This window comes from Elusimicrobiota bacterium, from assembly GCA_016722575.1.
In the GTDB taxonomy this organism is placed as follows: Bacteria; Elusimicrobiota; Elusimicrobia; order FEN-1173; family FEN-1173; genus JADKIY01.
This window is the reverse complement of sequence record JADKIY010000002.1, coordinates 432,278-453,388: the sequence shown is the minus strand read 5'-3', so window position 1 is coordinate 453,388 and position 21,111 is coordinate 432,278. Positions and strand designations below refer to the sequence as shown.

The following is a 21,111-nucleotide window of genomic DNA, read 5'->3' as shown; positions in this document are numbered from 1 at the left end:
TAAAGACCGCAGATGTTGGAGGTTCCGTCCCGGTGGGTGACGACGCCGACGTAGCCGCGGGCGGCGAAGTGAAGGGACAAGTCGCCGGGCCGCTGGGCCACGCCGTCAAATTCCGCGTTCCACCCGTAGTGGCCGGGGCCGCCCGGGGCCGGTCCCGTGGAAAAGCGGCCGTCGGCCCAAAGCACGAGGTCCGCTTCCCGGTTTCGGGTCGGACCCGCGCCCACGGCGGAGCCTTCCAGGCGTAGGGTCCGAGCGCCGTCTCCGGGAGAGACGAACGCCCATCGATACGCGGCCGCCGCGCCGTCGAATTTCATCGATCAGAATTTCTTCCAGGCGAGGACGGGGCAGGGCGGCGCCGGCCTCCGGAAGATCAACGGACCGGGAGCGGTCGGGCGGAAAAGTCGCCACGACGCGGGGGACGGAGACGGATTCGCCGCGTACCCGTTCTCCCAGGCCGAGGGCGTCCAGGTGGCGGAGGGCTTCACCATCCAGGAAGGTCCCGCAAACCCGGGGGGAAAAATCCGGTCGGCGTTCAAACAACTCGACGTCGAAGCCACCGCCCAAAAGGGCCAAGGCCGCCCCCGCGCCCGCCGGTCCGCCGCCGACGATCAGCGCCGTTTTAGAAATGTTTTTCCCCCGAGAGAGACACGCGGAACCAGGGCTCGGATCGGCTTTTCAGGTAGTGTAGCCCCGCGCTGGCGGCCAGATGGTCCAGCTCGACCGGGCGAAAGGACCGGCGAACGGAGACGGGCCCGTCGTGGAAGGCCACGCGGTCCCGGCGCAGGGCGGCCAAGGCCCCCACGGCCCAATACCCCCCGAGGGACCGGCGCAGATCGCTGACGATCACCCCCCGGCGGGCCAGCCGGTCCAGGGCGGCCAAGGCGTCGGCCCGCCCGGACGGCCACTGGAACAGGGACGCGTCCATCGAGCCCGTGGTCCGTCATCCACCGAGTCTTTCTCGATTCAATTTCCGGGATTGGCGCAGGCCCGCGGGCCCTTCGGCGATGGCCGGGGTTCCGCCGGCCATAGGCGGAACCCCCGCGCCCGGGCCCACCGAACCAAGGCCCGGGGGATGTCCGCGCCGCCGGCCCCCACGTCCAGAAGGGAGATTCGTTCCCCCGGAGCCCATCGGGCGGACCAACGGATAAAAAGGTTTAGCACCGTCGACAAACCACCGAAGCGCCGGTTCGTGAATTCAAAAAATCCGAAGACGCCCTCCCCGTCGGCGTCGTCCAGGGGGCGGGTGTCCATCCACTCCTCCAAATCCACGGGACAGGAAAGGTCGGGGAAGAGGTTCATGGAAATCGGAGGAGAAGCCCGTGGGCCGAAAACCCGGCGCCGAAGGAGGCCAGAAAGGCCCTCCCCCGGCCGCCCGGGGGAGCGCGTCAGGGATTCCCGAAAGGCGAAGAGCACCGAGGGCGAGGAGAGGTTGCCGTAACGGCGGAGGACCGCGACTGGCGGCCAGATCGGCGGGAGCCAAACCCAACGTTCGTTCCAGGGCGTCCAGCACCCGGCCCCCCGTGCAGGCCCAGCGTCATGTCGCGGGGCGAGTTTGGCGGCGAAGGACGGCGTCGAGCACCCGACGGGTGGCCCGGGCGGCCAGGAGGGGGACCCGGGGGGACAGGACGTTTCGCAGGTGGCCGCCGTCGGTCGTAAAGCGGAGGGCGTCCCGCCAGGCGGGAACGACGAGGGATTCCTCGTCGATGATTTCCGGCCCCCCGCAGCAGGGCGGCGGAGCCGTCCCCGAAAAGCGCGTTGGAAATCACGAGGTCCGGAGCGTCGCCGGGGAAAAAAGCCGCGGAACAAATTTCGGTGCTGACCACGGCGGCCAGCGCGCCGGGGTGGGAGCGGCAAAAATCCGCGGCGGTTTGCAGGGCCGGAAGGGCGGCGCCGCACCCCATGCCCACGAGGTCCGCCAGGCGAACGTCCGGTCGAAGGCCGGCCCGGTCCGCCGTACGGGGCGCGAGGCCCGGGCAGAGAAAGCCGGTGCAGGTGGTGGCGGCCAAAAAGTCGATGTGGCGGGCCGATCGCCCGGCCCGGCGAAGGGCGTCGGCCAAGGACCGGGCGGAAAGGGCCACCGCGGTTTTTTCAAATCGGCGATTTTTCCGGTCGAGGTCCCGGTCGGCCAGTTCGGACAGACGGTTCACCGCCAACCGGCGGGTCTCCACGGATTCGTGGGCGAAGACCCGGGTCAGGAGGGCCCGGGTTGCGGGGCGGTGGGGAAAGAATTTAAGGAGAAATCCGAGAGCCTCGCCCTGGGAAACGCTCCGGGACGGAAGGGCGGTGCCGAGGCCGACGAGGCGGGGAGGGGGAATTATTCTTGGGCCGCCAGCCAGCGCTCGGCTTGAATGGCGGCCATGCAGCCTTGGCCCGCGGCCGTGATGGCTTGGCGGTAGACGTGGTCCACGCAGTCACCGGCGGCGAACACGCCTTCGACGTTGGTGCGGGCGTGGCCGTCGGTCAGGATGTACCCCACGTCGTCTAACTTGATTCGGTCTTTGAAAAGCGCGGTGTTCGGTTCGTGGCCGATGGCCAAAAAGAGGCCCGCCGCCGCCAGCGTTTCCACGGCGCCGGTATTGAGGTTTTTGACCTTGAGCTGTTCCAGGGTCTTTTCACCGTGCGTGTCTTCCAGGCCGTAGGGCACTTTGAATTTAATTTTGGGGTTCTTCTTGGCCCGCTCCAGCATGACCCGGGAGGCCCGGAATTCTTCCCGTCGATGGAGGACCACGACTTCGGAGCCGAAGCGGGTGAGGTACAGCGCTTCTTCCATGGCGGTGTCCCCGCCGCCGATCACGACGATGGGTTTGTTGCGGAAAAGGGGCAGGGCGCCGTCGCAGGTGGCGCAGGCGGAGATGCCGCGGTTCCAGAATTTGGATTCGGCCGCGTTGTGGAGCCGCTTGGCGGTGGCGCCGGTCGAGAGAATGACCGCTTTGGCGAGGTATTCGGCTTCGTCGGTGGCGATTTTGAAGGGGCGGACGGAAAAATCCACGGATTCCACGTCCTTGTCCAACACCTCGGCGCCGAAGCGTTGGGCCTGCTGGCGCATCCGTTTCATCAGTTCCGGGCCTTCGACCCCGTCGGGGAAGCCGGGGAAATTCTCCACGTCGGTGGTGGTCATGAGCTGGCCGCCGGGCTGGCCGCCTTTAAAGAGGCCGCCCAGGACGAGGGGCTTTAAACCGGCCCGGGACGCGTAAAGCGCCGCGGTGAAACCCGCGGGGCCGGAGCCGATGATGATCAGGGGACGTGTTTCCATGGCGATGACCTCTTCTTTATGAAACGCCCGCGCCCGGGTTCGGTTCCCGGGTCGGCGATCAATATTCTTTTTTGCTGGCCGACAGGTAGCGAAGGATGTCGCGAATGAGCAAGATGCTGACGGGCGTTCCGTCCGCCCGAATGACCGGGAGGTGGCGGTAGCCGCCCACGGACATTTTGTTGACGGCGAAAGCGATGGGGTCCTCGGGACGGACGTAACTGGGGTTGCGGGTCATGGCGTCTTCCACGGTGAGCTTCGTCAGGTCGTCTCCGGGACCGGCGGCCCGCAACAGGAGGTCCCGGTTGGACAACACGCCGACCATTTTTTTCTTCTCGTAGACCAGGACGCAGCCCTTCTTCTCTTTTTGAAAGATCTTGAGGATTTTGTCCAGGGAGTCCTTGGGGCTGCAGACCAGCAGGTCGATGCCCGTCAGCAGTTCCGACACCGGTTCGTTCAGAAGCGCGTCCCGGAATTCGTCGCCCAACCGCCGGGCCGAGGGGATTTGCCGTTGCATCAACGAATGGAGGCACTGGCCGCACCGGTCGTCGCCGGGGAGATTTTCGTGTCCGCAAAAGGGGCAGGGGTTCGCGCTCATTGGACCCTCCAGGTGTCGCCGCTGTAGATCAATTTTTCCAGGGTGCCCTTGCCTTTTGTGGCGACGATGTCCCGGATCTGCTGGTTCATCAGGTCGTCGTAGGTCGGTTTTTCCACGGCGCGGAACACGCCGAAGGGGACGGGGAAATCGGGGTAAATCAACTGCGTGAGCAGGTAGGCGTGGTTGGGCCGCGGGTCCGTTTCGTTGTGGATCAGGAGCCCCCGGGTGTCGGTGGGGTCGAAGTCCGTGATTTCGGGATAAAGGCCGTTGAGGCGGAGGGTCTTGTTTTTGTTTTTGCCGAACAGGAGCGGCTTGCCGTGCTCCAAATACACCATTCGGTCGTCCCGGGTTTCCCGGCCCGTGACGGGCCCGTGGGCCTTGTCGTTGAAAATGATGCAGTTCTGGTACACCTCGACGAAGGAGATGCCCTTGTGCTTCATGGCCCGCTCCAGGGTGGCGCTCATGTGGCGGGGGTCGGAATCCAGCGTGCGGGCGATGAACGTGGCTTCGGAAGCGATGGCGATGCAGAGCGGGTTGATGGGGTGGTCGATGGACCCGTAGGGCGACGACTTTGTCATTTTGCCCGTCGGGGAGGTGGGGGAATATTGCCCCTTGGTCAGGCCGTAAATCTGGTTGTTGACCAGCAGAATGTTGAAATTCAAGTTCCGCCGCATGGCGTGGAGCAAATGGTTGCCGCCGATGGAAAGCCCGTCGCCGTCGCCGGTGATGACCCAAATGGAGAGGTCGGGGTTCACGCAACGCAGGCCCGTGGCCACGGTCGGCGCCCGGCCGTGAATCGTGTGGAACCCGTAGGTGTTCATGTAATAGGGGAACCGGGAAGAGCAGCCGATGCCCGAGACGAAGACGTGGTTTTCCCGGGGGATGTCGAACTTGGCCAGGGTCTGCTGCATGGCCCCCAAAATGGAGTAGTCGCCGCAGCCGGGGCACCAACGGACCTCGGCGCCGGACACGAAATCGTTTTTCGTGAAGGTGGGGCGCTTTTCGGCGCCGGAGGGAACGGGGACGTCGGTCATAGGGCCGCCTCGATGGCTTCGCGAACTTCGGAAACGTAAAAGGGCACGCCGCGCACGCGGTTGTAGCCCGTGAAATCAACTTTCGGGAACCGGTGGCGCAGGAGCATCAGCAGTTGACCGCTGTTCAGTTCCGGCACCAGCACCTTTTCGAATTTGGCGAGGATTTCCCCGGTGTTTTTGGGGAAGGGATTTAAATGGGTCAGATGCGCCTGGGACACGGGACGGCCGGCCTCCGTCACTTCGCTCACGGCTTGGTAAATGGGGCCGTAGGTGCTGCCCCAGCCCAGGACCAGCAATCGGCCTTGGTCGGCGCCGCGGACGGTCAGGGGGGCGATGTCGTCGGCCACCCGGGCCACTTTTTCGGCGCGGATGAGGCCCATTTTCTCGTGGTTTTCCGGATCGTAGCTCACCGCCCCGGTGACGTCGTTTTTCTCCAGGCCGCCGATGCGGTGCTGGAGGCCCGGGGTGCCGGGTTTGGCCCAGGCCCGGGCCAGGGTCTTCGGGTCCCGGGCGTAGGGGGTGAAGGGACCCTTCCAGGTCGTCGGGTGCGTGACGGTGATCTTCGGAAATTTGGCGATGTCGGGTAGCTTCCAGGGTTCGGCGCTGTTGGACAGGTAGCCGTCGGAAAGCAAAATCACGGGGGTCATGTGGGTCAGAGCCAGTCGCACGGCTTCGATGGCCACGTCGAAGCAGTCCGCGGGGCTTTTGGGCGCCACGATGATCACCGGGGATTCCCCGTTCCGGCCGAACATGGCTTGCAGGAGGTCCGTTTGCTCCGTCTTGGTGGGCATGCCGGTCGACGGTCCGCACCGCTGGACGTTCACGACCACGAGCGGAAGCTCGGCAATGATGGCCAAATTAAGGGCTTCGGACTTGAGGCAAAGGCCGGGGCCCGAGGTGGTGGTCACCCCGAGTTCGCCGCCGAAGGCCGCCCCGATGGCGGACCCGATGGCCGCGATTTCGTCCTCGGCCTGGAAGGTTTTGACCCCGAATTCCTTGTGATAGGACAAATCTTGAAGGATGCTCGAGGCCGGCGTGATGGGGTAGGAGCCCAGAAAGAGGGTCTTGCCGGCCAATTCGGCGGCGGTGATCAACCCGATGGACGCGGCTTCGTTGCCCGTGATCTTCCGGTAGGTCCCCGGTTCCAGGGCGGATTTCCGAACTTCGAAGCGGGTGGGCATGAGTTCCGTGATGTCGGCGTGGTTGTAGCCGGCTTTCAGGGCGGCGATGTTGGCGTTCACAAATTCGGGTTTCTTGGCGAATTTCTTGGAAATCCAGTCGACGGTGTGGTCGAAGCTTCGGTCGTAGAGCCAGAACATGAGGCCCAGGGCGAAAAAGTTTTTGCACCGGTCCACGTCGTTGGGGCGGAGGGGGTGGTCTTTGAGAGCGTTGGCCGTCAGGTCCGAGAGGGGAACTTTGAGGACCTGCCAGTCCCGCAGGCTGCCGTCCTCCAGGGGGTTGGCGGCGTAGGCGGCTTTTTCCAGGCCGTCCTTGTCGAAGGCGTTCTCGTTTAAAATCATCAGGCCGCCCTTTTTAATGTGGCGGGTGTTGACTTTAAGGGCGGCGGGGTTCATGGCGATCAGGACGTCGGCCATGTCGCCCGGGGTGAAAATCAGGGAGTTGGCGAATTGGATTTGAAAACTGGAGACGCCGGGCAGGGTGCCGGCGGGGGCGCGGATTTCCGCCGGGAAGTCCGGCAGGGTGGCGAAGTCGTTCCCCATGACGGCGGTGGTGTCGGTGAACTGGTCCCCCGTCAACTGCATGCCGTCCCCCGAGTCGCCGGCGAAGCGCACGGTGACGGAGGGAACGACTTTCTTTTCTTTCACGGCCACGGTCAGCCCCCCTCGGCGGTGTGGTGCACTTGGTGCGGGTTGGGGGGGATGTTGTACACCTCCCCCGGGTAGAATTCGGCCAAAAAGCGGATCAGGGTGCGGACGCTCAGAACGTTGATGAGTTCCTGCTTTTCGTTGACCAGGGGGACGTGGTAGATGTCGTTTTCGGCCATGAGGTCCACGGCGCGGCCCACGTTGTCGTCCATCCGGAGGACGATGGGGTCGGCGGTCATGAAGTCCCGCACGGGGCGGCCCCATTCGTTTTTCTTGTTGAGGAGTTTGCGGGTGACGTCGGATTCGGTGAACATGCCGACCACGCGTTTGCCTTCGGAAATGACGAGATAAGAGGACTTGTTCTCGCGCATCACGTCCAGGGCGCGTTGAACGGAAATGTCCGCGGGAGCCTGGATCAATCGGGGATTGACCACTTCCCCGATTTTCTTTTCTTTAAGGCGACGATCGGTTTTGGCGCTCATGGCGGGCCTCGCTGTCCCTGGATGCGTTTGCGGAAGGATCATTGTAGATAAAAGGAAGAAAGCGGGCAATCAAGCCGGTATTATCGTCGGGGAGAAGGAATCCCGGGGATTTTCGCGTGGCGTGGCGGAACCGGTCCCCGGGGCCGGGGGGTGGAAAAAGATTGAATATTCAACCTGTTCCGAGGTTCGCGTTTTTGCTTTAGCCCGATTGATTTGGTTAAATAACCGCTTCAGCGACTTTATTAAGGGGACTCCGAATGAAGCTCCATGAGTACCAAGCGAAGATTTTAATGGGCGGTTTCGGCCTTCCGGTTCTCACGGGCGCGGTCATCGGTAAGCCCGGAGAAGCGGCCGCGGCCCTTAAGAAAATCGGCCAGGGCCCCTGGGTCCTGAAAGCCCAGGTCCACACGGGCGGCCGGGGCAAGGCCGGGGGCGTCAAACTCATTAAAACGCCCAAAGAGGCGGCCGCTTTCGCCAAGGGTCTTTTGGGCAAAACCCTGGTCACCCACCAGACCGGTCCCCAGGGTCTGGTGGTGCGGAAAATTTTGGCGGAACCGGCGGTCAAGGTGGAACGCGAGATCTACGTCGCCGTGACCCTCAACCGGAAGACGGGAAAGCCGGTCCTGATCCTTTCGGCCCAGGGCGGCATGGACATCGAGGAATTGGCCGCCAGCGCGCCGGAGAAAATTTTGCGGTTCGACATCGACCCCCTTCGGGGCTTGGAAGCCTTCCAGGCCCGGGAAGCGGCCTTCGCCGCGGGGTTGACCGGGGATTTGTTGAGTTCCGCCGTGGCTTTTTTCCGAAACCTGGCCAAGCTCTTCATGGCTTCGGACGCGAGCCTGATGGAAGTCAACCCGTTGGGCGTGCTGAAAGGGAAAAAAGGGTTGTCGCTTTTGGCCATGGACGCCAAGGTGACCATCGACGACAACGCCGCCTTCCGCCACGCCGATCTCTTCGACCAGGCCGACCTGGGGGACCTGACCGCCGCCGAACGCCGCGCCGGGAAAGTCGGCCTCTCCTACATCCGCTTGGACGGCGACATCGGCTGCATGGTGAACGGCGCCGGCCTGGCCATGGCCACCATGGACATTATCAAACTGCACGGCGGCGAACCCGCGAACTTTTTGGACGTGGGGGGCGGCGCCACCGTCGACCAGGTGACCGAGGCCTTTAAAATCATCCTGTCCGACGCCCACGTGAAAGTGATCTTCGTTAACATTTTCGGCGGCATCATGAAATGCGACGTCATCGCCCAGGGCATCGTTCAGGCGGTCCGCAAAACCGGCCTCGACCGGCCCCTGGTCGTGCGTTTGGAAGGCAACCGGGTGGAGGAAGGCCGGAAGATTTTGGCCGAATCCGGCCTCGCCATCACCCCCGCCTCGGATTTGACCGAGGGCGCCAAGAAAGCCGTCGCGCTGGCGGCGGCCGCCGCTAGGGGCCGTCCCAGTTCGTCGGATGGGGCGGCCGCCGCTAGGGGCCGTCCCAGTTCGTCGGATGGGGCCGCCGCCGGGAGGCCGTCATGAGCATTCTCCTCAACCACGACACCAAAATCATCGTCCAGGGGATCACCGGGTCCGCCGGGTCTTTCCACGCCAAGGGCTGCAAGGCCTACGGATCCCAGGTGGTGGGCGGCGTGACGCCGGGCAAGGGCGGCACCGACGTGGAGGGCATTCCCGTTTTTAACACCGTCAAAGAGGCGGTGAACGCCACGCGGGCCACGGCCTCCATGATCTTTGTGCCGCCCCCCTTCGCGGCCGACGCCATTTTGGAGGCGGCCGACGGCGGGATCGGTTTGATCGTCGCCATCACCGAAGGCATTCCCGTTTTGGACATGGCCCGGGTCAAAGCGGCCCTCCGGGGCGCGCCCGTCCGCTTGGTCGGCCCCAACGGGCCGGGGCTCATCACGCCGGGCGACGACAAGCGGCCCGGATGCAAGATGGGCATCATGCCGGGGTACATCCACAAGCCGGGAAAGATCGGCATCGTCTCCCGGTCCGGCACCTTGACCTACGAAGCGGTGTGGCAGTTGTCCCAGCGGGGTCTCGGCCAATCCACGGTGGTGGGCATCGGCGGCGACCCGGTTCAGGGCTCGACCTTTGTCGATACGCTGACCCTTTTCCAGGAAGACCGGGACACCGAAGCCGTTCTCATGATCGGCGAAATCGGCGGGACCGCCGAGGAAGAGGCGGCCCATTACTTCAAATCCAAGATGACCAAACCGCTTTTCGCCTTCATCGCCGGGCAAACCGCGCCCCCGGGCAAGCGCATGGGCCACGCGGGGGCCATCGTCGACGCCGGCGGCGCGGGGGGGAAAGCCTCCCGGGGCACCGCGGCCGAAAAGCGCGCCGCCTTGGAAACGGCGGGCGTTAAAATCGTGGATTCGCCGGCCGATATGGGGGAAATCGTTTTCAAGGCCCTCCGGGTTTAATGGCCGTCAAATCCGGACCCGTGGTCGACCTCGGCCGCGCCGTCTGCGGAAATTATTCCGACGCCAGCGAACGGGAATGGCTGGAGGCCAACGGCCGGGGCGGCTACGCCCTGGGCACGGTGGCCGGCGGCAACACCCGCCGCTACCACGGCCTCCTGACGGTTCCCCGCCGTCCGCCCTTGGAGCGCGTTCAGCTGGTGAACCGCTCCGAAGAAGCGTTGATCATCGGCGAGAAGCGATTTGATCTTTCCTGCCAATCCTATCCCGACGTCGTCAATCCCAAAGGCTACGACCGCTTGGAATCCTTCCGATTGGAACCGTTCCCCATTTGGACCTACGCGTGGGGCGACGTTCGTTTTGAAAAAAGTTTTTTCCTCCGTTACGGCGAAGACACGGCCGTGGCGGTTTACCGCCTGTTGGCCGGCCCGGCCCTGTCGCTGGAAGTCCGGCCGTTCCTGACGGGGCGCGACCACCACACCCTGGTCAGGGAAAACAATCGCTTCGAAGGCACAACCCGCGCCGAGGGTCGGACGTTGATCGTTGATTTCCCCGGGGGCCCCGTCCTGAATGTTTTGTCGGACGGCGGTCGCTTCGAGTCCGCCCCCGCCTGGTACCGCAATCAAACCTACGTGTGGGAGGAGCGGCGGGGGTTGGAACGGCAGGAAGACGCTTGGAGCCCCGGACTCTATCGAATCCCGCTCAAGCCCGGCGAGGCGGTCCGCGTGGTCTACGCCGTCGGGCGGACCTCCATGGACGGGGCGGAGCGTTGGGAAGAGGAAGAGCGGGACCAGCGTCGCAAAATAGTCCGGGCGTCCCTGGTGCGGGGCCCTCTGGCGGGCGCGCTGTCGGCCGCCGCCGATCAATTCATCGTTTCCCGGGGCGAGGGTTTGACCGTCATTGCCGGGTATCCCTGGTTCGGGGATTGGAGCCGCGACGCCCTGGTGGCGTTTCCCGGGCTGTTTTTGGCCACGGGGCGATGGAACGAAGCCCCGGGGTTTTTGGACACTTACGCCCGCCACGTCCACGAGGGCCTGCTGCCCAACCGATTTCCCGAAGGGGGCGAAAGCACCCAATACAACGCCGTGGACGCCCCCCTGTGGTTCGTCCGGGCCGTTCAGGCTTACCACCGGGCGACCCACGACGACGACCGGGTGCGCGCCTGGCTGCCCGTCATGCGGGAGATCGTGGACAGCTACCAGCACGGCAACCAATACGACATCCGCATGGACCAGGACGGATTGATTGAAATTCCGGCGGGGGATTGGCCGCTCACCTGGATGGACGCTCGCGTCGACGGCAAGCCCGTCACCCCGCGGAACGGAAAACCCGTGGAAATTCAGGCCCTGTGGTACAACGCCCTTCAATTCCTGGTGGAGATCCAGTTGAAGCTCAAGGAACCCACCCGGGGGTACGACAAACTGGCCGGGGTGGCCCGTAAAAGCTTCAACGAGAAATTCTGGAACGAGGACGCCCAATGCCTTTTCGACGTCGTCGACGGCAAACGACGGGAAGCGGAGCTTCGCCCCAACGGCCTGTTGGCCGTGAGCCTCCCGTACGAAATTTTGGAGGAGAAAAACTTTAAGCCCCTGGTGGAAACCACCTGGTGGGAACTGTTGACCCCCCGGGGATTGCGCACCCTGTCCGCCTCCCACCTTTTGTACCGCGGGCGCCACGGCGGTCCCCCGGCCGACCGGGACCGGATGTACCATCAAGGCACCGTTTGGCCCTGGCTGTTGGGCCCCTTTGTCACCGCGTATGTTAAAGCGTTCGGTTCCACCGAGGAGTCCAAAAAACAAGTCGTGCGGTTTCTTCAGCCCCTGGTTCACCATTTGTCCGAGGCGGGCGTCGGGCAGGTGTCGGAATTCTTCGACGGGGACGCCCCCCACGCTCCCCAGGGGTGCCCGGCCCAGGCCTGGAGCGTGGGCGAAATCCTCCGCGTGCTCTGGGAAGAGGGAATCACCCTTTGATTTTGGGACGGGCGGGCGGCGCCGCTTTTCGGTTCGCGGTCCCGCGTGCCGGCCCTCCCCGGGGGCCGTTCGTTTTCGTTTCGGTGGGCGCGGGACGGACGTTCGGTCCGCACCCTCCCCCTCCAACAGTCGCGGGACCGTACGCCCACCGGCGGACAAAGGCGGAAAAGTGAAAATATATTTTTGGGCGATGGTCTTGTGCGGGTTGACCCCCGGCCTCCGGGCCGAGGGGTTTGAGATTTTGTTCAGCACCGGGGGCGCCGACCGGCGCGTCCTCGCCCCCCCGTCCTTCCCGCCGGCTCCGCCCACGGGGGAATTCGTGGTGGCGCGCCCCGTGGTCGACCTCCGACGGAATCCGGTGTCCGTGACCGACGGCGCGGGAACCCGCCGCCCCTACGCGGTGGACCCGCTGCAAGAATCCCAAGTCCTCTACGGCGAGGCGGTTCAATCCTTTGAGGAAAAAGAGGGGTGGGTCCGGGTGGAGGCGCCCGAGCAGCCGGAATACACCCACGGCGATCGCTGGCAGGGTTACCCCGGGTGGGTGCTCCGGGAGGCGCTGGAACCGCGCCCCGCCCAGTACGAACCCAACGGGGTTGTGACCGCCCGGTACGGCCGCGTGCGGCCCACCCGGCGGTGGTTCGCCAAGGGGCTCTCGCTGCCCATGGGATCGCGGCTTTATTTGGCCTACAAAAAAGGCGCGTGGTTTCGGGTGGCCGGCGTTCGCGGCGAGAGCGGGTGGATGCGGACCAAAGAGGCGCGAACGACGCTGGAAACCCCGCGCCGGACCTCGGACATCCGGGAAGTGCTGCTGCGTTCGGCGGAAAAGTTTCTCGGGGAGCCGTATTATTGGGGAGGACGGGCCGGCCACCGGGCCGACGAGGACGACGCGCCGAGCGGAATGGACTGTTCCGGGTTGGTGAACGTGGCTTACCGGGTCGCCGGTTTGGAAATCCCCCGGGACGCCCACGAGCAATTTATGGCGAGCCAGTCCATCGCCCGCTCCTCGGATTTGGAGCCGGGGGATCTGGTGTTTCTGGCCAAAGCGACGAAACCGGACCGCATGGTCCACGTGATGATCTTCACCGGCGGGGAGCAATTGATCGAAGCGGTGCACGAAGAAAACGTGGTCCGCCGGGTCACGTTCAAAAAGAAACTGGGCGATGCGAAAGAGGCCCTTCGCCCCGGACAGACCGCCGGGGGGTATGTCGTCACCTTCGGGCGCTTGATTCCCAATTGATCCCGACCCGCATCGCGGCCGTCGACGTCCGACCGGTCCGTTGGCCCCTGCGGGTTCCCTTCGTCACCGCCCTGGGCCGCAAAACCCATTCCGACAACGTCGTCGTTTCCGTCCGGCTGGCGGGCGGGCCGGTGGGACGCGGCGAAGCCTCCTCCTCCCTGGCGATGCCCTTTCAAACCGGCCCCAAAATGACCGCGGCCCTTCGGCGCCTGGCCCGCTGGAGCCGGGGTCGGGACGTCCGGGACATCCGCGCTCTGAGCTTGGCCGCTTGGCGGCGGGAAGGCGTCTGGCCGACGGCCGCGGCCGCCTTTGAAACGGCGCTCTGGGACGCCCTGGCCCAATCCGAAAACACGCCGCTTTACGCCCTGTGGGGAAAAAAACGGGCGGAGATCGAAACCACGCTGAGCGTGTCCGCGGTGGCCCCCGCGGAGGTGGGCCGGCGGACGGCCGCCGCTCGACGGGCGGGCTACCGAAAAATTAAACTCAAGCTGAACGGCGCGGAAGGCGTTGCGCTCAACCAGGAGCGACTGCGTTGCGCCTTCGGCGCCGCGCCCCGGGCCCGGTTTTTGTTGGACCCCAACCAAAGCCTGACGCCCGATCTTTTGGCGGAGATTTTGGAGGGGGCCCGCCGGGACGGCGTTCCCCTGGAAGCCGTGGAGGAACCTTTCCCGAAGCGCCGTTGGGACCTTCTCGCGCGAGCCCGGCCGCCCTGCCCGCTCCTGCTCGACGAGTCGATCCAAACCTCCCGGGACGCCCGGACGGCCTATCGCCGGGAAAGCGTGAGCGGCGCGAACATCAAGCTCGCCAAAAGCGGCGTCCTCCGAAGCTTGGCCATCGTGGACGAAACCCGCGCCGCCCGCGGACGCCGCGCCCGGCTCATGATCGGCTGCATGGCGGAGTCGCGCCTCGGCCTGTCGGCCGCGGTTCACTTCGCCCTGGGAACCGGGGTTTTTGATTTCGCCGATTTGGATTCGGACCTGATCCTCCGACCGACGCCGTACCGCGGCGGTTACATTCGGCGCGGTCCGTGGATCCTTTTGCCGCGTCGGCCCGGGCCGGGCCTGGGGGTTTCATGAACTCGCCGTGGGTTTTGGCCGCGGCGTTGGCCTCGATCGTGTTGGGGTTGGGCGCCCTCCGGGCGCGCCGCCCCGGCCTGTTCCGTTACCTTCCCGTCCCTTTTTGGTGCTACGTCCTGCCCATGGTGGGGGGGACCTTCCGCTTTTTCCCCGAGGCGTCGCCGCTCTACACGCTCCTGGGCCGGTACGCTTTGCCCTTTTGCTTGGCGCTCCTTTTGATCAACGTTGATTTGCGCGCCCTGCTCCGTTTGGGCCGCCCGGCGGTCGCGGCCATGGCCTTGGGCGTCGTCGGCGTCGGCGCGGGGGCGGTCCTGGCTTGTTTTCTGTTTCACGACCATCTGCCTTCCGAGGCCTGGAAAGCGGTGGGCGCCCTTTCGGCCAGTTGGACGGGCGGCAGCGCCAACATGCTGGCGGTCAAGGAAGCCCTGTCGGCGCCGGAGGCCGTGTTCGCTCCCGTGGTCGTTATTGACTCTTTCTTCGCCTACGCCTGGATGGCGGGCCTCATTTCCTTGGCCGGATTTCAAGGATCCTACGACCGATGGTCCGGGGCGACCGCCGTCGCCGCTCCGTGGGCGGAGAGTCGCGCCCCGGGAGCGGCGGTCCCCTGGCCCGCGGTGCCGGCGGCCGCGGCCGGCCTGGCTTTGATCGCGCTGGCGATCGGGGATCGCGCCGGCCCCGCGCTCACCGGGGCGGTGGGGCGCGTGGCCCCCGGATGGGCGGCCACTTTGTCGCCGTCGACCTGGACGGTGTTGACCGTCACGACGCTGACCTTGGCGGTTTCCTTGTCGGGGTATTTCGGCCGGTCGCCGGAACGCACCGAACGGTGGGGAACGACCGTGCTCTATTTCCTGCTGGCCTCCCTCGGGGCGCGGGCGTCTTTAACCGCGCTGGGCCGGGCGCCTTTTTTTATCGCCGTCGGCGCTTGCATTTTGGCCGTTCATGCGGTAATCCTATGGGCGGGCGGTCGCCTGTTTCGACTGCCGCTTTTTTTATTGGCTTCGGCCAGCCAGGCCTGCGTCGGGGGCGTGGTGTCGGCCCCCATGGTGAGCGCGGTCTATCAACCCGCCCTGTCCGCCGTGGGGCTGCTGTTGGCGGTGACGGGCAACGTGGTGGGGACTTATTTTGGGCTGGTCGTGGCGCAGATTTCTTCCCGGTGGGGATGAAGGAACAATGATGAAGCGTTGGGCGGTGGCGATTTTATTGGTGGGGCCGGCGGTCGTCCGGGCGGAACCCCCCGCGTCCGTTGAAATGGGGGACGATTTCCCGCCCGTTCAAATCAGTTCGGGTTCCCTGGCGGCGTCCACCGCGCCGATTCCCGCGCCCGGAGCTCCCTTGCGGGTCGTCCATCCGCCCGAGGGGGCCTCCCTGCCCTACGTCAAATCCTCTTTCGTTCTCGGCTCCGTGGAGCCGGGGTCCCGCCTCGCCATCGGCGGGCAAGCGATCCGGGTGTATCCCGGCGGCGGCTGGATCGCCATGGTGAGCTACGCCCCGGGGGCCAACGACATCGAATTCGAAGTAACCCGGGGCACCGAGGTGTTCGCCTTGACGCGCCGGGTGTACGTCGCCGGTCCGCCGGGCGTCCCGCCCGTCAAACCCCTGAACATTCGCGTGTTGACCCCGGACGTCGATGCCGAAGTGACCGCCGGCGACATCGTCACCGTGACCGCCGTCGGGAGTCCGGGGCAGGACGCCGGTTTCTTTTTCGGCGGAAGCAAAAAAAAGCACCCCATGGTCGAAAGCGCCGTTTCCCGGGGTACCTACCGGGGCTCCTACGTGGTTCAACCCGACGACGCGTTCGAAGGCGCCACGATCAAGGCGACCTTGACCGGCAAAAAAGGAGCCCACGACACCTCCACCGCCCCCGGTAAAATTTGGCGCTTCGACGAGGAAACCCCCTGGGTGGTCGAAGTGTCGACGGATTTGGCGATCCTGCGGGCGGCCTCGGCTCCGTACCCCGGCGAGAAGGCGGGCTACGTGATGTTCCCGCCCCCGGGAACGCGCCTGTGGGTGACGGGCCGCCGGGGGGGCGAGCTCCGGGTCCGCCTGTCCGCCGCCCGGGAGGCCTGGATCGGCACCGACGAAGTCCGCTTTTTGCCGTCGGGGACGCCGCCGCCCCGCACGTTGGCCGGGGCGATTTCGGTGGAACCCGCCGGACGCCACACGCTCGTCCGGTTGAATTTGGGCCAGCGCGTGCCGATGGAGGTTCGCCCCTTGGACGACGGGTCCGGTCTGGACGTTTATTTTTACGGCGTGGCCTCGAACACCGATTGGGTCCACTACAACGCCCCCGCGGGCGCCGTTCGCCGCGTGGAGTGGTTTCAGGACGACGCGGACACCTTCCGCCTGCGGGTGCACACCCGGCCCCGTCGTTGGTGGGGGTACGACGTCCGCTATGAAAATTCGACCTTCGTGTTGGAATTGCGCCGTCCGCCCACGGGCGGCGGCAACGGCGCGTTGGAAGGCTTGAAGGTGGTGGTGGACGCGGGGCATTCCTGGGACATCGGTTCCCGGGGACCGACGGGACTTTTGGAGAAAGACGCCAACCTGGCCATCGCCAAATGCCTGGAACGCAAGCTGCTTTCGGAAAAAGCCGAGGTGATCCTGCTTCGGACCGGGACGGAGAACGTCAATTTATACGATCGGCCCAAAATGGCCTGGGCCGCCCGGGGGGACGTCCTGATCAGCGTGCACAACAACGCCCTGCCCGACGGCGCCAACCCCTTCGAACGGAACGGCTACGGGGTCTATTACTACCATCCCCAAAGCGAAGCGTTGGCCGAGGAAATTCACGCGGCTTACGGCGACGTGTTCGGGGGGGCTCCCCAGTCCTTCCGGTCCACCCGCCTGCGGGACGACGGGCTGCACTACGGCAATTTGGCGTTGGCCCGCACCCCCCAAATGCCGGCGGTATTGACGGAATCGGCCTACGTGATTTGGCCGCCGGAGGAAGAACTTCTCCGGACGGAAACGTTTCAGTGCGATTGCGCGGAAGCGATGTTTCGGGGGCTGAAGCGGTTTGTAAAAAAGATGCGGGATTAGGCCTTCGGAGCGAGGCGGCGGGACACCCAATAGAGGGGGAACCCCAGGGCCGCCACGCCGATGCCCGCGAGCGCCACCGTTGGTTCCTCGGCCACCCCGTTTAACGCGATGGCCACGTTGAGCAAAATAAACGCCAGGGGCGTCCAAGGATAGCCCCACACGCGGTACCCGCCCGGGGCCGCGCCTTCCCGTCGTCGAAAAATAAAGAGCGAAACCCCCGTCGCGGCAAAAAACAGATAAACCACGACTTCCGTATACGTCACGATTTTGTCCAGGGTCCCGGTCCACACCAGGATTAGGGCCAGGGCCGCGTTGGCCGCCAAGGCGGCCGCGGGGGTTTGGGTGCGGGGGGACACCGCGCCCATTTTTTTGAACAACGCATGGTCCTGGCCCAGGGCCGAGAGCAGCCGTCCGCTGGAAAAAATGTATCCGTTCAGCGCTCCGAAGGTGGACACCATGACCATGGCGGCCACCACCGCGCCGCCCACCCGGGGCCAGATTTTGTCCATCACGCCCGCCGCCACCAAATCCGTTGCGCGCATTTCGTCCAACGGCAGATAAAGGATGTACACCAGGTTGATCAACAGATACAGCGCGGTGGTGGCCAGCAGTCCGCCGACGATGGCCCGGGGCAGATTGACGTGGGGGTCCCGCACTTCGCCCGCCACGTAGGCCGCTTCGTACCAGCCCCCGTAGGTCCAGAGTACGGGGATCAAGGCCAGCCCCAGGGACGAAAGGATCGAGGTCTGTCCCGGGGGAAAGAAGGGCGTGAGATGAACGGGCGTTCCGCGCCCGGCCAGGAGGCCGACGACGACGATCCCGAAGAGAGCCAGGAGCTTTAGAACGGTGAAAAGGTTTTGGACGGACTTCCCGAAACGGACGCCGAGAACGTTCAAGGCGGTGAGCGCCAGGACAGCGGCGGTCGCCATGGGTTTGACCGCGGCGGGCGGCGTGCCGAAAACCCGGGCGGCGTGCTCGGCGAAAACGAAGGCCAAAATCGCGAGCGTGCCCGTGCGGCTGACGAAAAGACGGGTCCACCCGTAGACAAACCCCCAGGCGCGTCCGTAGCCGTTCGACAGAAAAACGTACTCGCCCCCGTTCCGGGGGAACCGGGTGGCCAATTCGGCCCAGACCAGGGCGCCGCAAAGGGACAGGAGGCCGCCCAGCACCCAGGCCGCCAGGAACAAAAACACCGATGGCGAAGCGCGGGCGACGGAATCGGAGAGGCGGAAAATGCCCGCGCCGATGATGCAGCCGACCACGAGGGCGGAAGCGTCCCAGAGGCCGAGTCGCCGGGGAGCGGAGGGGAGGGGGTCCGTCACGGGCCGAAGAATAACATTGATTCGGCGTCGGGGCAATCGCCGCGGACGGATTCTCCGAGATGAATATATTTTTCGGAAGCGGGGTTGACAAACGGTACAATGTCTGTTAAGTTTTCACCAATGGCTCACGCGCACCCCACCAACGACCCTTTTCACAACCCCCGCGCCAAACGGAAAATCGTTTTCGTTAAACGCAGCCTTCAAACCCGCTACGTCATTTGGGTCTTCACCTTCGTGCTCATCGCCATCACCGCGATCGGCTTGGATTTCTATTTCCACTTCGGCCGGGAAGTTCAGAACTTCATGGACCCCAGCCTCTACGATTTGTTCAAAACCGACAGCTACGTTTTCCTGTTTAAGTTGATCATCTACATGGTCGGCGTGACGCTGTTCGCCATCATCGGCTCCCACAAGCTGGCGGGCCCCATTTACCGCTTTGAGCGTTCCGCCCGGGTCGTCGGTTCCGGCGACCTGACGCACCGCATCAAAACCCGCACCGGCGACGAGTTGGGCGATTTGCGGGACGAGTTCAACATGATGGTGGAATCCATCCAGCGGTTGGTGTCCCAGGACGCCCATCTGGCCCTTCGCGTTTCCAAGCATTTGAACGACGTGCTGTCCCAAAAACACGCCCCGGCCGAAATGACCCAGAAGCTTCAACAGATCAAGTCCGATGTGGATCTCCTCCACAAGGGCTTCAAGATTTAGCTGTCCCCGTCTCCCCCCGAATTCCCCTCTCCTTCCCTCGATAGCGCTCCCTACGTTTTTCGCCGTCCCCTGATCCCGGTCGTCCTATTGACCGCCGGCGCCTGGGCCGCCCTTCGTCTTTGGGGGACGCCGCCCGCGGCGCGTGACGACGTGGCCCGTTGGGCCGACGGTCGCCCCGCCCGGGTGGTCGGACGCGTTCTTCGCCCGCCGGAACGAAGCGCGCGGGGGGAAACCCTGCTCCTGCGGGCCGAGTGGTTGAAGGCGTTCGGCGCGGCCCCCCGGCCGGTGTCGGGCAACGTGGTCGCCTTTTGCGCCTTTTCCTCCGCGGCCGCGGCGGGGACGACGCCCGCCCCGCGCCCGGTCTGGGGGGATCGGGTGTCGTTGTGGGGGCCTCTCGTTCCTTCGCGGCCCGCCGCCGCCCCGGGCCTCTACGACTCGGCCGCCGCCGACGAGCGACGGGGCGCCCGGGCCCGCCAAATCGTCCCGGCCGGGAAGGCGGCCGTCGTGGAGCGCCTATCGCCGTTCTCTCCCCGGCGGTGGGCGGGGGCCCTTCGGGATCGCCTCGGTTCCGCTTTCGCGGCGCGCTTGTCGCCCCGTTCTTCGGAAATCCTGGGCGGCCTCGTTCTGGGCCGCCGGCCCCGGGGCGTGGACGATTTAATGGAAGATTTTCGACGGAGCGGAACCGCCCACCTCCTGGTCGCGTCCGGCTCCAACGTGGGGATCGCCCTGGCCCTTTGGTGGTTTTTGGCCCGCTGGGCCCTCTGGTGGCCCCGCCGGTGGACGTTGCTCGCGGTTCCTTTTTGGGCCTTCCTGTACGCGGGGGTGGCGGGCGGCGACGCGCCGGTCCTGCGCGCCGCGCTGATGGCCTCCCTCGGGGCCTTCGGCCACGCGCTGGGGCGCTGGGACCGGCCGGAGCACCCGATATTTTTATCGGCTGGAATTCTCCTGGCGATCCACCCGGCTTCCCTGTTCGAGGCCGGATTTCAAATGTCCTACGCCGCGACCCTGGGCATCGCCGTGGCTTGGAATCGAATTCAGGGCGCGCCGCCTCCCTCGGACCCGCGAACGATCGGGGCGGCCCGGGCGGTCCGCGGGTTCGGCCTTCACGCCCGGCGGCTCTTCGGGATGAGTCTGGCCGCCCAGGCCGCCCTGGCCCCCCTTCTCCTTTTTTACTTCGGCCGCTTTTCGGTGGCGGGGTTGCTTTCCAACATGATCGCCGTCCCCGCTTCGGGCCTCTGTTTAACCCTCGGGCTCTGCCTGTTCGGTTTTGAAACGATGGGTTGGACCCCGGCCGCCCGGGGCCTGGCCGCGGTGACGGAGCGGGCGGTGGGGGCCTTCCTCGCCTGGGTTCGTTTTTCCGCCCGTCTTCCCGGGGCGGAGCTTCACGCCCGCTTGTCCTTCGAGCAAACGATTTTCCTGTCGGCGGGGATTCTGGCCGCTTTCGCTTTTCTTTTGACCCGTCGACGGTTTTTCGGTTGGTGGGCGGCCGCCGCCGGTGCGGCGGCTCTGTTGTTGGGAGCGGCCCGGCCGCCCGCGCCGCCTTTCCGTCTGGTGTGGTGGGGACGCGACGCGGTGTTTTTGCAAACCCCCGCGGGCGTCGGGCTTTTTGATTCGACCAAAGACGGGACGCTCAACGGCCTTCCCGGATTCCTCGGGGGACTCGGTGTCGAGCGCCTCGCCTGGCGGCATCCTCCCGGCGATTTCCGGCCCGCCGGGGCGGCGTCCGTGGGTGGCGTCGCCCAGGGACGGGACGGCGGGATCGAGTGGACGGTTTTTTCCCGCGGTCCCGATGACGGCGTTTTGTTATTGCTGGAGCGGGAAGGGCGCCGGGCGCTTTTGGGTTTTGAGGCGTCCGAAGCCCTGGCGGCCGCGGCGGCGCCCCGCCTCCCGCCGACGGTGGACATCCTGGGTTGGCGGCCCCGTCCGGGCGCGCCCGCCGCGCTCGACCGGCTGACCCGCACGGAGGTTCGTACGGCGGTTTTCCAGGGACGAACCGCGTCCGCGAGCCTGCGTCGAACGGGCGCCGCGTTGTGTTTCTCCGCCCGGGGGGCCTTGGCCTGGACCGGGGGGGCCGACGGCGGCCGTTGGTCGGAACTCGCGGAGGCGCCTCCGCCGGTGCGACGGCCGGCGGTTTGGTAAAATAA

At 65.5% G+C, this 21,111-nt stretch carries 19 protein-coding genes; 9 read left to right on the top strand and 10 right to left on the bottom strand.

From position 1 onward, the window contains the following. Positions 1 to 105: 105 nt before the first annotated feature. The 9 genes from IPP68_05655 to IPP68_05615 all read right to left on the bottom strand — a co-directional run bounded on the left by IPP68_05655 (position 106) and on the right by IPP68_05615 (position 7,190). On the bottom strand, positions 106 to 627 hold the full coding sequence (locus IPP68_05655) for an FAD-dependent monooxygenase (GenBank protein ID MBL0349843.1): 522 nt from the start codon (positions 625 to 627) through the stop codon (positions 106 to 108). Further along, positions 620 to 925: a hypothetical protein gene (locus IPP68_05650; protein ID MBL0349842.1), complete on the bottom strand. Its 306-nt coding sequence runs from the start codon at positions 923 to 925 to the stop codon at positions 620 to 622. Before IPP68_05650 ends, IPP68_05655 begins: the two co-directional genes overlap by 8 nt. 38 nt (positions 926 to 963) lie before the next feature. Further along, the gene (locus tag IPP68_05645; protein ID MBL0349841.1) at positions 964 to 1,299 is read right to left on the bottom strand and encodes a hypothetical protein; all 336 of its coding nucleotides are present in this window, start codon (positions 1,297 to 1,299) and stop codon (positions 964 to 966) included. An 86-nt stretch (positions 1,300 to 1,385) separates the two neighbouring features. After that, entirely contained in the window at positions 1,386 to 2,411 is a 1,026-nt protein-coding gene (locus IPP68_05640; protein MBL0349840.1) for a hypothetical protein, read from the bottom strand. Further along, positions 2,315 to 3,253, bottom strand: a complete 939-nt coding sequence (gene trxB, locus IPP68_05635) for a thioredoxin-disulfide reductase (GenBank protein ID MBL0349839.1) — start codon at positions 3,251 to 3,253, stop codon at positions 2,315 to 2,317. Before trxB ends, IPP68_05640 begins: the two co-directional genes overlap by 97 nt. A 58-nt stretch (positions 3,254 to 3,311) precedes the next feature. Continuing rightward, complete coding sequence (locus IPP68_05630) at positions 3,312 to 3,848, bottom strand: CBS domain-containing protein (protein ID MBL0349838.1); 537 nt, start codon at positions 3,846 to 3,848, stop codon at positions 3,312 to 3,314. Next, the gene (locus IPP68_05625) at positions 3,845 to 4,882 is read right to left on the bottom strand and encodes a 2-oxoacid:ferredoxin oxidoreductase subunit beta (protein ID MBL0349837.1); all 1,038 of its coding nucleotides are present in this window, start codon (positions 4,880 to 4,882) and stop codon (positions 3,845 to 3,847) included. The genes IPP68_05630 and IPP68_05625 overlap by 4 nt, the downstream gene beginning before the upstream one ends. Further along, on the bottom strand, positions 4,879 to 6,645 hold the full coding sequence (locus IPP68_05620) for a 2-oxoacid:acceptor oxidoreductase subunit alpha (protein ID MBL0349836.1): 1,767 nt from the start codon (positions 6,643 to 6,645) through the stop codon (positions 4,879 to 4,881). Before IPP68_05620 ends, IPP68_05625 begins: the two co-directional genes overlap by 4 nt. Before the next feature lie 71 nt (positions 6,646 to 6,716). After that, positions 6,717 to 7,190, bottom strand: coding sequence for a CBS domain-containing protein (locus IPP68_05615; protein MBL0349835.1), 474 nt, complete (start codon positions 7,188 to 7,190; stop codon positions 6,717 to 6,719). A 257-nt stretch (positions 7,191 to 7,447) separates the two neighbouring features. On the opposite strand from IPP68_05615, the gene sucC reads away from it, so the two are divergent. From sucC to IPP68_05580, 7 genes are all read left to right on the top strand, one after another. Next, complete coding sequence (sucC, locus tag IPP68_05610; GenBank protein ID MBL0349834.1) at positions 7,448 to 8,713, top strand: ADP-forming succinate--CoA ligase subunit beta; 1,266 nt, start codon at positions 7,448 to 7,450, stop codon at positions 8,711 to 8,713. Then, positions 8,710 to 9,618, top strand: a complete 909-nt coding sequence (gene sucD / locus IPP68_05605) for a succinate--CoA ligase subunit alpha (GenBank protein ID MBL0349833.1) — start codon at positions 8,710 to 8,712, stop codon at positions 9,616 to 9,618. Before sucC ends, sucD begins: the two co-directional genes overlap by 4 nt. Continuing rightward, positions 9,618 to 11,585 carry a glycogen debranching enzyme family protein gene (locus IPP68_05600; GenBank protein ID MBL0349832.1) on the top strand — a complete coding sequence of 656 codons (1,968 nt, stop codon included), beginning with the start codon at positions 9,618 to 9,620 and terminating at the stop codon, positions 11,583 to 11,585. Before sucD ends, IPP68_05600 begins: the two co-directional genes overlap by 1 nt. Before the next feature lie 169 nt (positions 11,586 to 11,754). Beyond that, entirely contained in the window at positions 11,755 to 12,822 is a 1,068-nt protein-coding gene (locus IPP68_05595) for a C40 family peptidase (protein MBL0349831.1), read from the top strand. After that, positions 12,819 to 13,898: a hypothetical protein gene (locus IPP68_05590; GenBank protein ID MBL0349830.1), complete on the top strand. Its 1,080-nt coding sequence runs from the start codon at positions 12,819 to 12,821 to the stop codon at positions 13,896 to 13,898. The genes IPP68_05595 and IPP68_05590 overlap by 4 nt, the downstream gene beginning before the upstream one ends. Continuing rightward, complete coding sequence (locus IPP68_05585; protein ID MBL0349829.1) at positions 13,895 to 15,061, top strand: DUF819 family protein; 1,167 nt, start codon at positions 13,895 to 13,897, stop codon at positions 15,059 to 15,061. The genes IPP68_05590 and IPP68_05585 overlap by 4 nt, the downstream gene beginning before the upstream one ends. A 7-nt stretch (positions 15,062 to 15,068) precedes the next feature. Continuing rightward, entirely contained in the window at positions 15,069 to 16,937 is a 1,869-nt protein-coding gene (locus tag IPP68_05580; protein MBL0349828.1) for an N-acetylmuramoyl-L-alanine amidase, read from the top strand. Here IPP68_05580 and IPP68_05575 read toward each other — a convergent pair. Continuing rightward, complete coding sequence (locus IPP68_05575; protein ID MBL0349827.1) at positions 16,934 to 18,259, bottom strand: amino acid permease; 1,326 nt, start codon at positions 18,257 to 18,259, stop codon at positions 16,934 to 16,936. The two genes, IPP68_05580 and IPP68_05575, sit on opposite strands and share 4 nt — an antisense overlap. Before the next feature lie 120 nt (positions 18,260 to 18,379). Here IPP68_05575 and IPP68_05570 point away from each other — a divergent pair, with 120 nt between their 5' ends. Both IPP68_05570 and IPP68_05565 read left to right on the top strand, forming a co-directional pair. Then, a complete protein-coding gene (locus IPP68_05570) occupies positions 18,380 to 18,967 on the top strand; it encodes a methyl-accepting chemotaxis protein (protein ID MBL0349826.1) in 588 nt (195 codons plus the stop codon). Positions 18,968 to 19,054: 87 nt separating this feature from the next. Further along, the gene (locus IPP68_05565) at positions 19,055 to 21,106 is read left to right on the top strand and encodes a ComEC/Rec2 family competence protein (GenBank protein ID MBL0349825.1); all 2,052 of its coding nucleotides are present in this window, start codon (positions 19,055 to 19,057) and stop codon (positions 21,104 to 21,106) included. Positions 21,107 to 21,111: the final 5 nt, after the last annotated feature.

Coding starts and splice junctions, on each gene's coding strand:
- IPP68_05650 (MBL0349842.1), bottom strand. CDS start 925: ATGGACGCGTCCCTGTTCCAGTGGCCGTCCGGGCGGGCCGACGCCTTG.
- IPP68_05645 (MBL0349841.1), bottom strand. CDS start 1,299: ATGAACCTCTTCCCCGACCTTTCCTGTCCCGTGGATTTGGAGGAGTGG.
- trxB (MBL0349839.1), bottom strand. CDS start 3,253: ATGGAAACACGTCCCCTGATCATCATCGGCTCCGGCCCCGCGGGTTTC.
- IPP68_05630 (MBL0349838.1), bottom strand. CDS start 3,848: ATGAGCGCGAACCCCTGCCCCTTTTGCGGACACGAAAATCTCCCCGGC.
- IPP68_05625 (MBL0349837.1), bottom strand. CDS start 4,882: ATGACCGACGTCCCCGTTCCCTCCGGCGCCGAAAAGCGCCCCACCTTC.
- IPP68_05620 (MBL0349836.1), bottom strand. CDS start 6,645: ATGCAGTTGACGGGGGACCAGTTCACCGACACCACCGCCGTCATGGGG.
- IPP68_05615 (MBL0349835.1), bottom strand. CDS start 7,190: ATGAGCGCCAAAACCGATCGTCGCCTTAAAGAAAAGAAAATCGGGGAA.
- sucC (MBL0349834.1), top strand. CDS start 7,448: ATGAAGCTCCATGAGTACCAAGCGAAGATTTTAATGGGCGGTTTCGGC.
- sucD (MBL0349833.1), top strand. CDS start 8,710: ATGAGCATTCTCCTCAACCACGACACCAAAATCATCGTCCAGGGGATC.
- IPP68_05600 (MBL0349832.1), top strand. CDS start 9,618: ATGGCCGTCAAATCCGGACCCGTGGTCGACCTCGGCCGCGCCGTCTGC.
- IPP68_05585 (MBL0349829.1), top strand. CDS start 13,895: ATGAACTCGCCGTGGGTTTTGGCCGCGGCGTTGGCCTCGATCGTGTTG.
- IPP68_05580 (MBL0349828.1), top strand. CDS start 15,069: ATGATGAAGCGTTGGGCGGTGGCGATTTTATTGGTGGGGCCGGCGGTC.
- IPP68_05570 (MBL0349826.1), top strand. CDS start 18,380: ATGGCTCACGCGCACCCCACCAACGACCCTTTTCACAACCCCCGCGCC.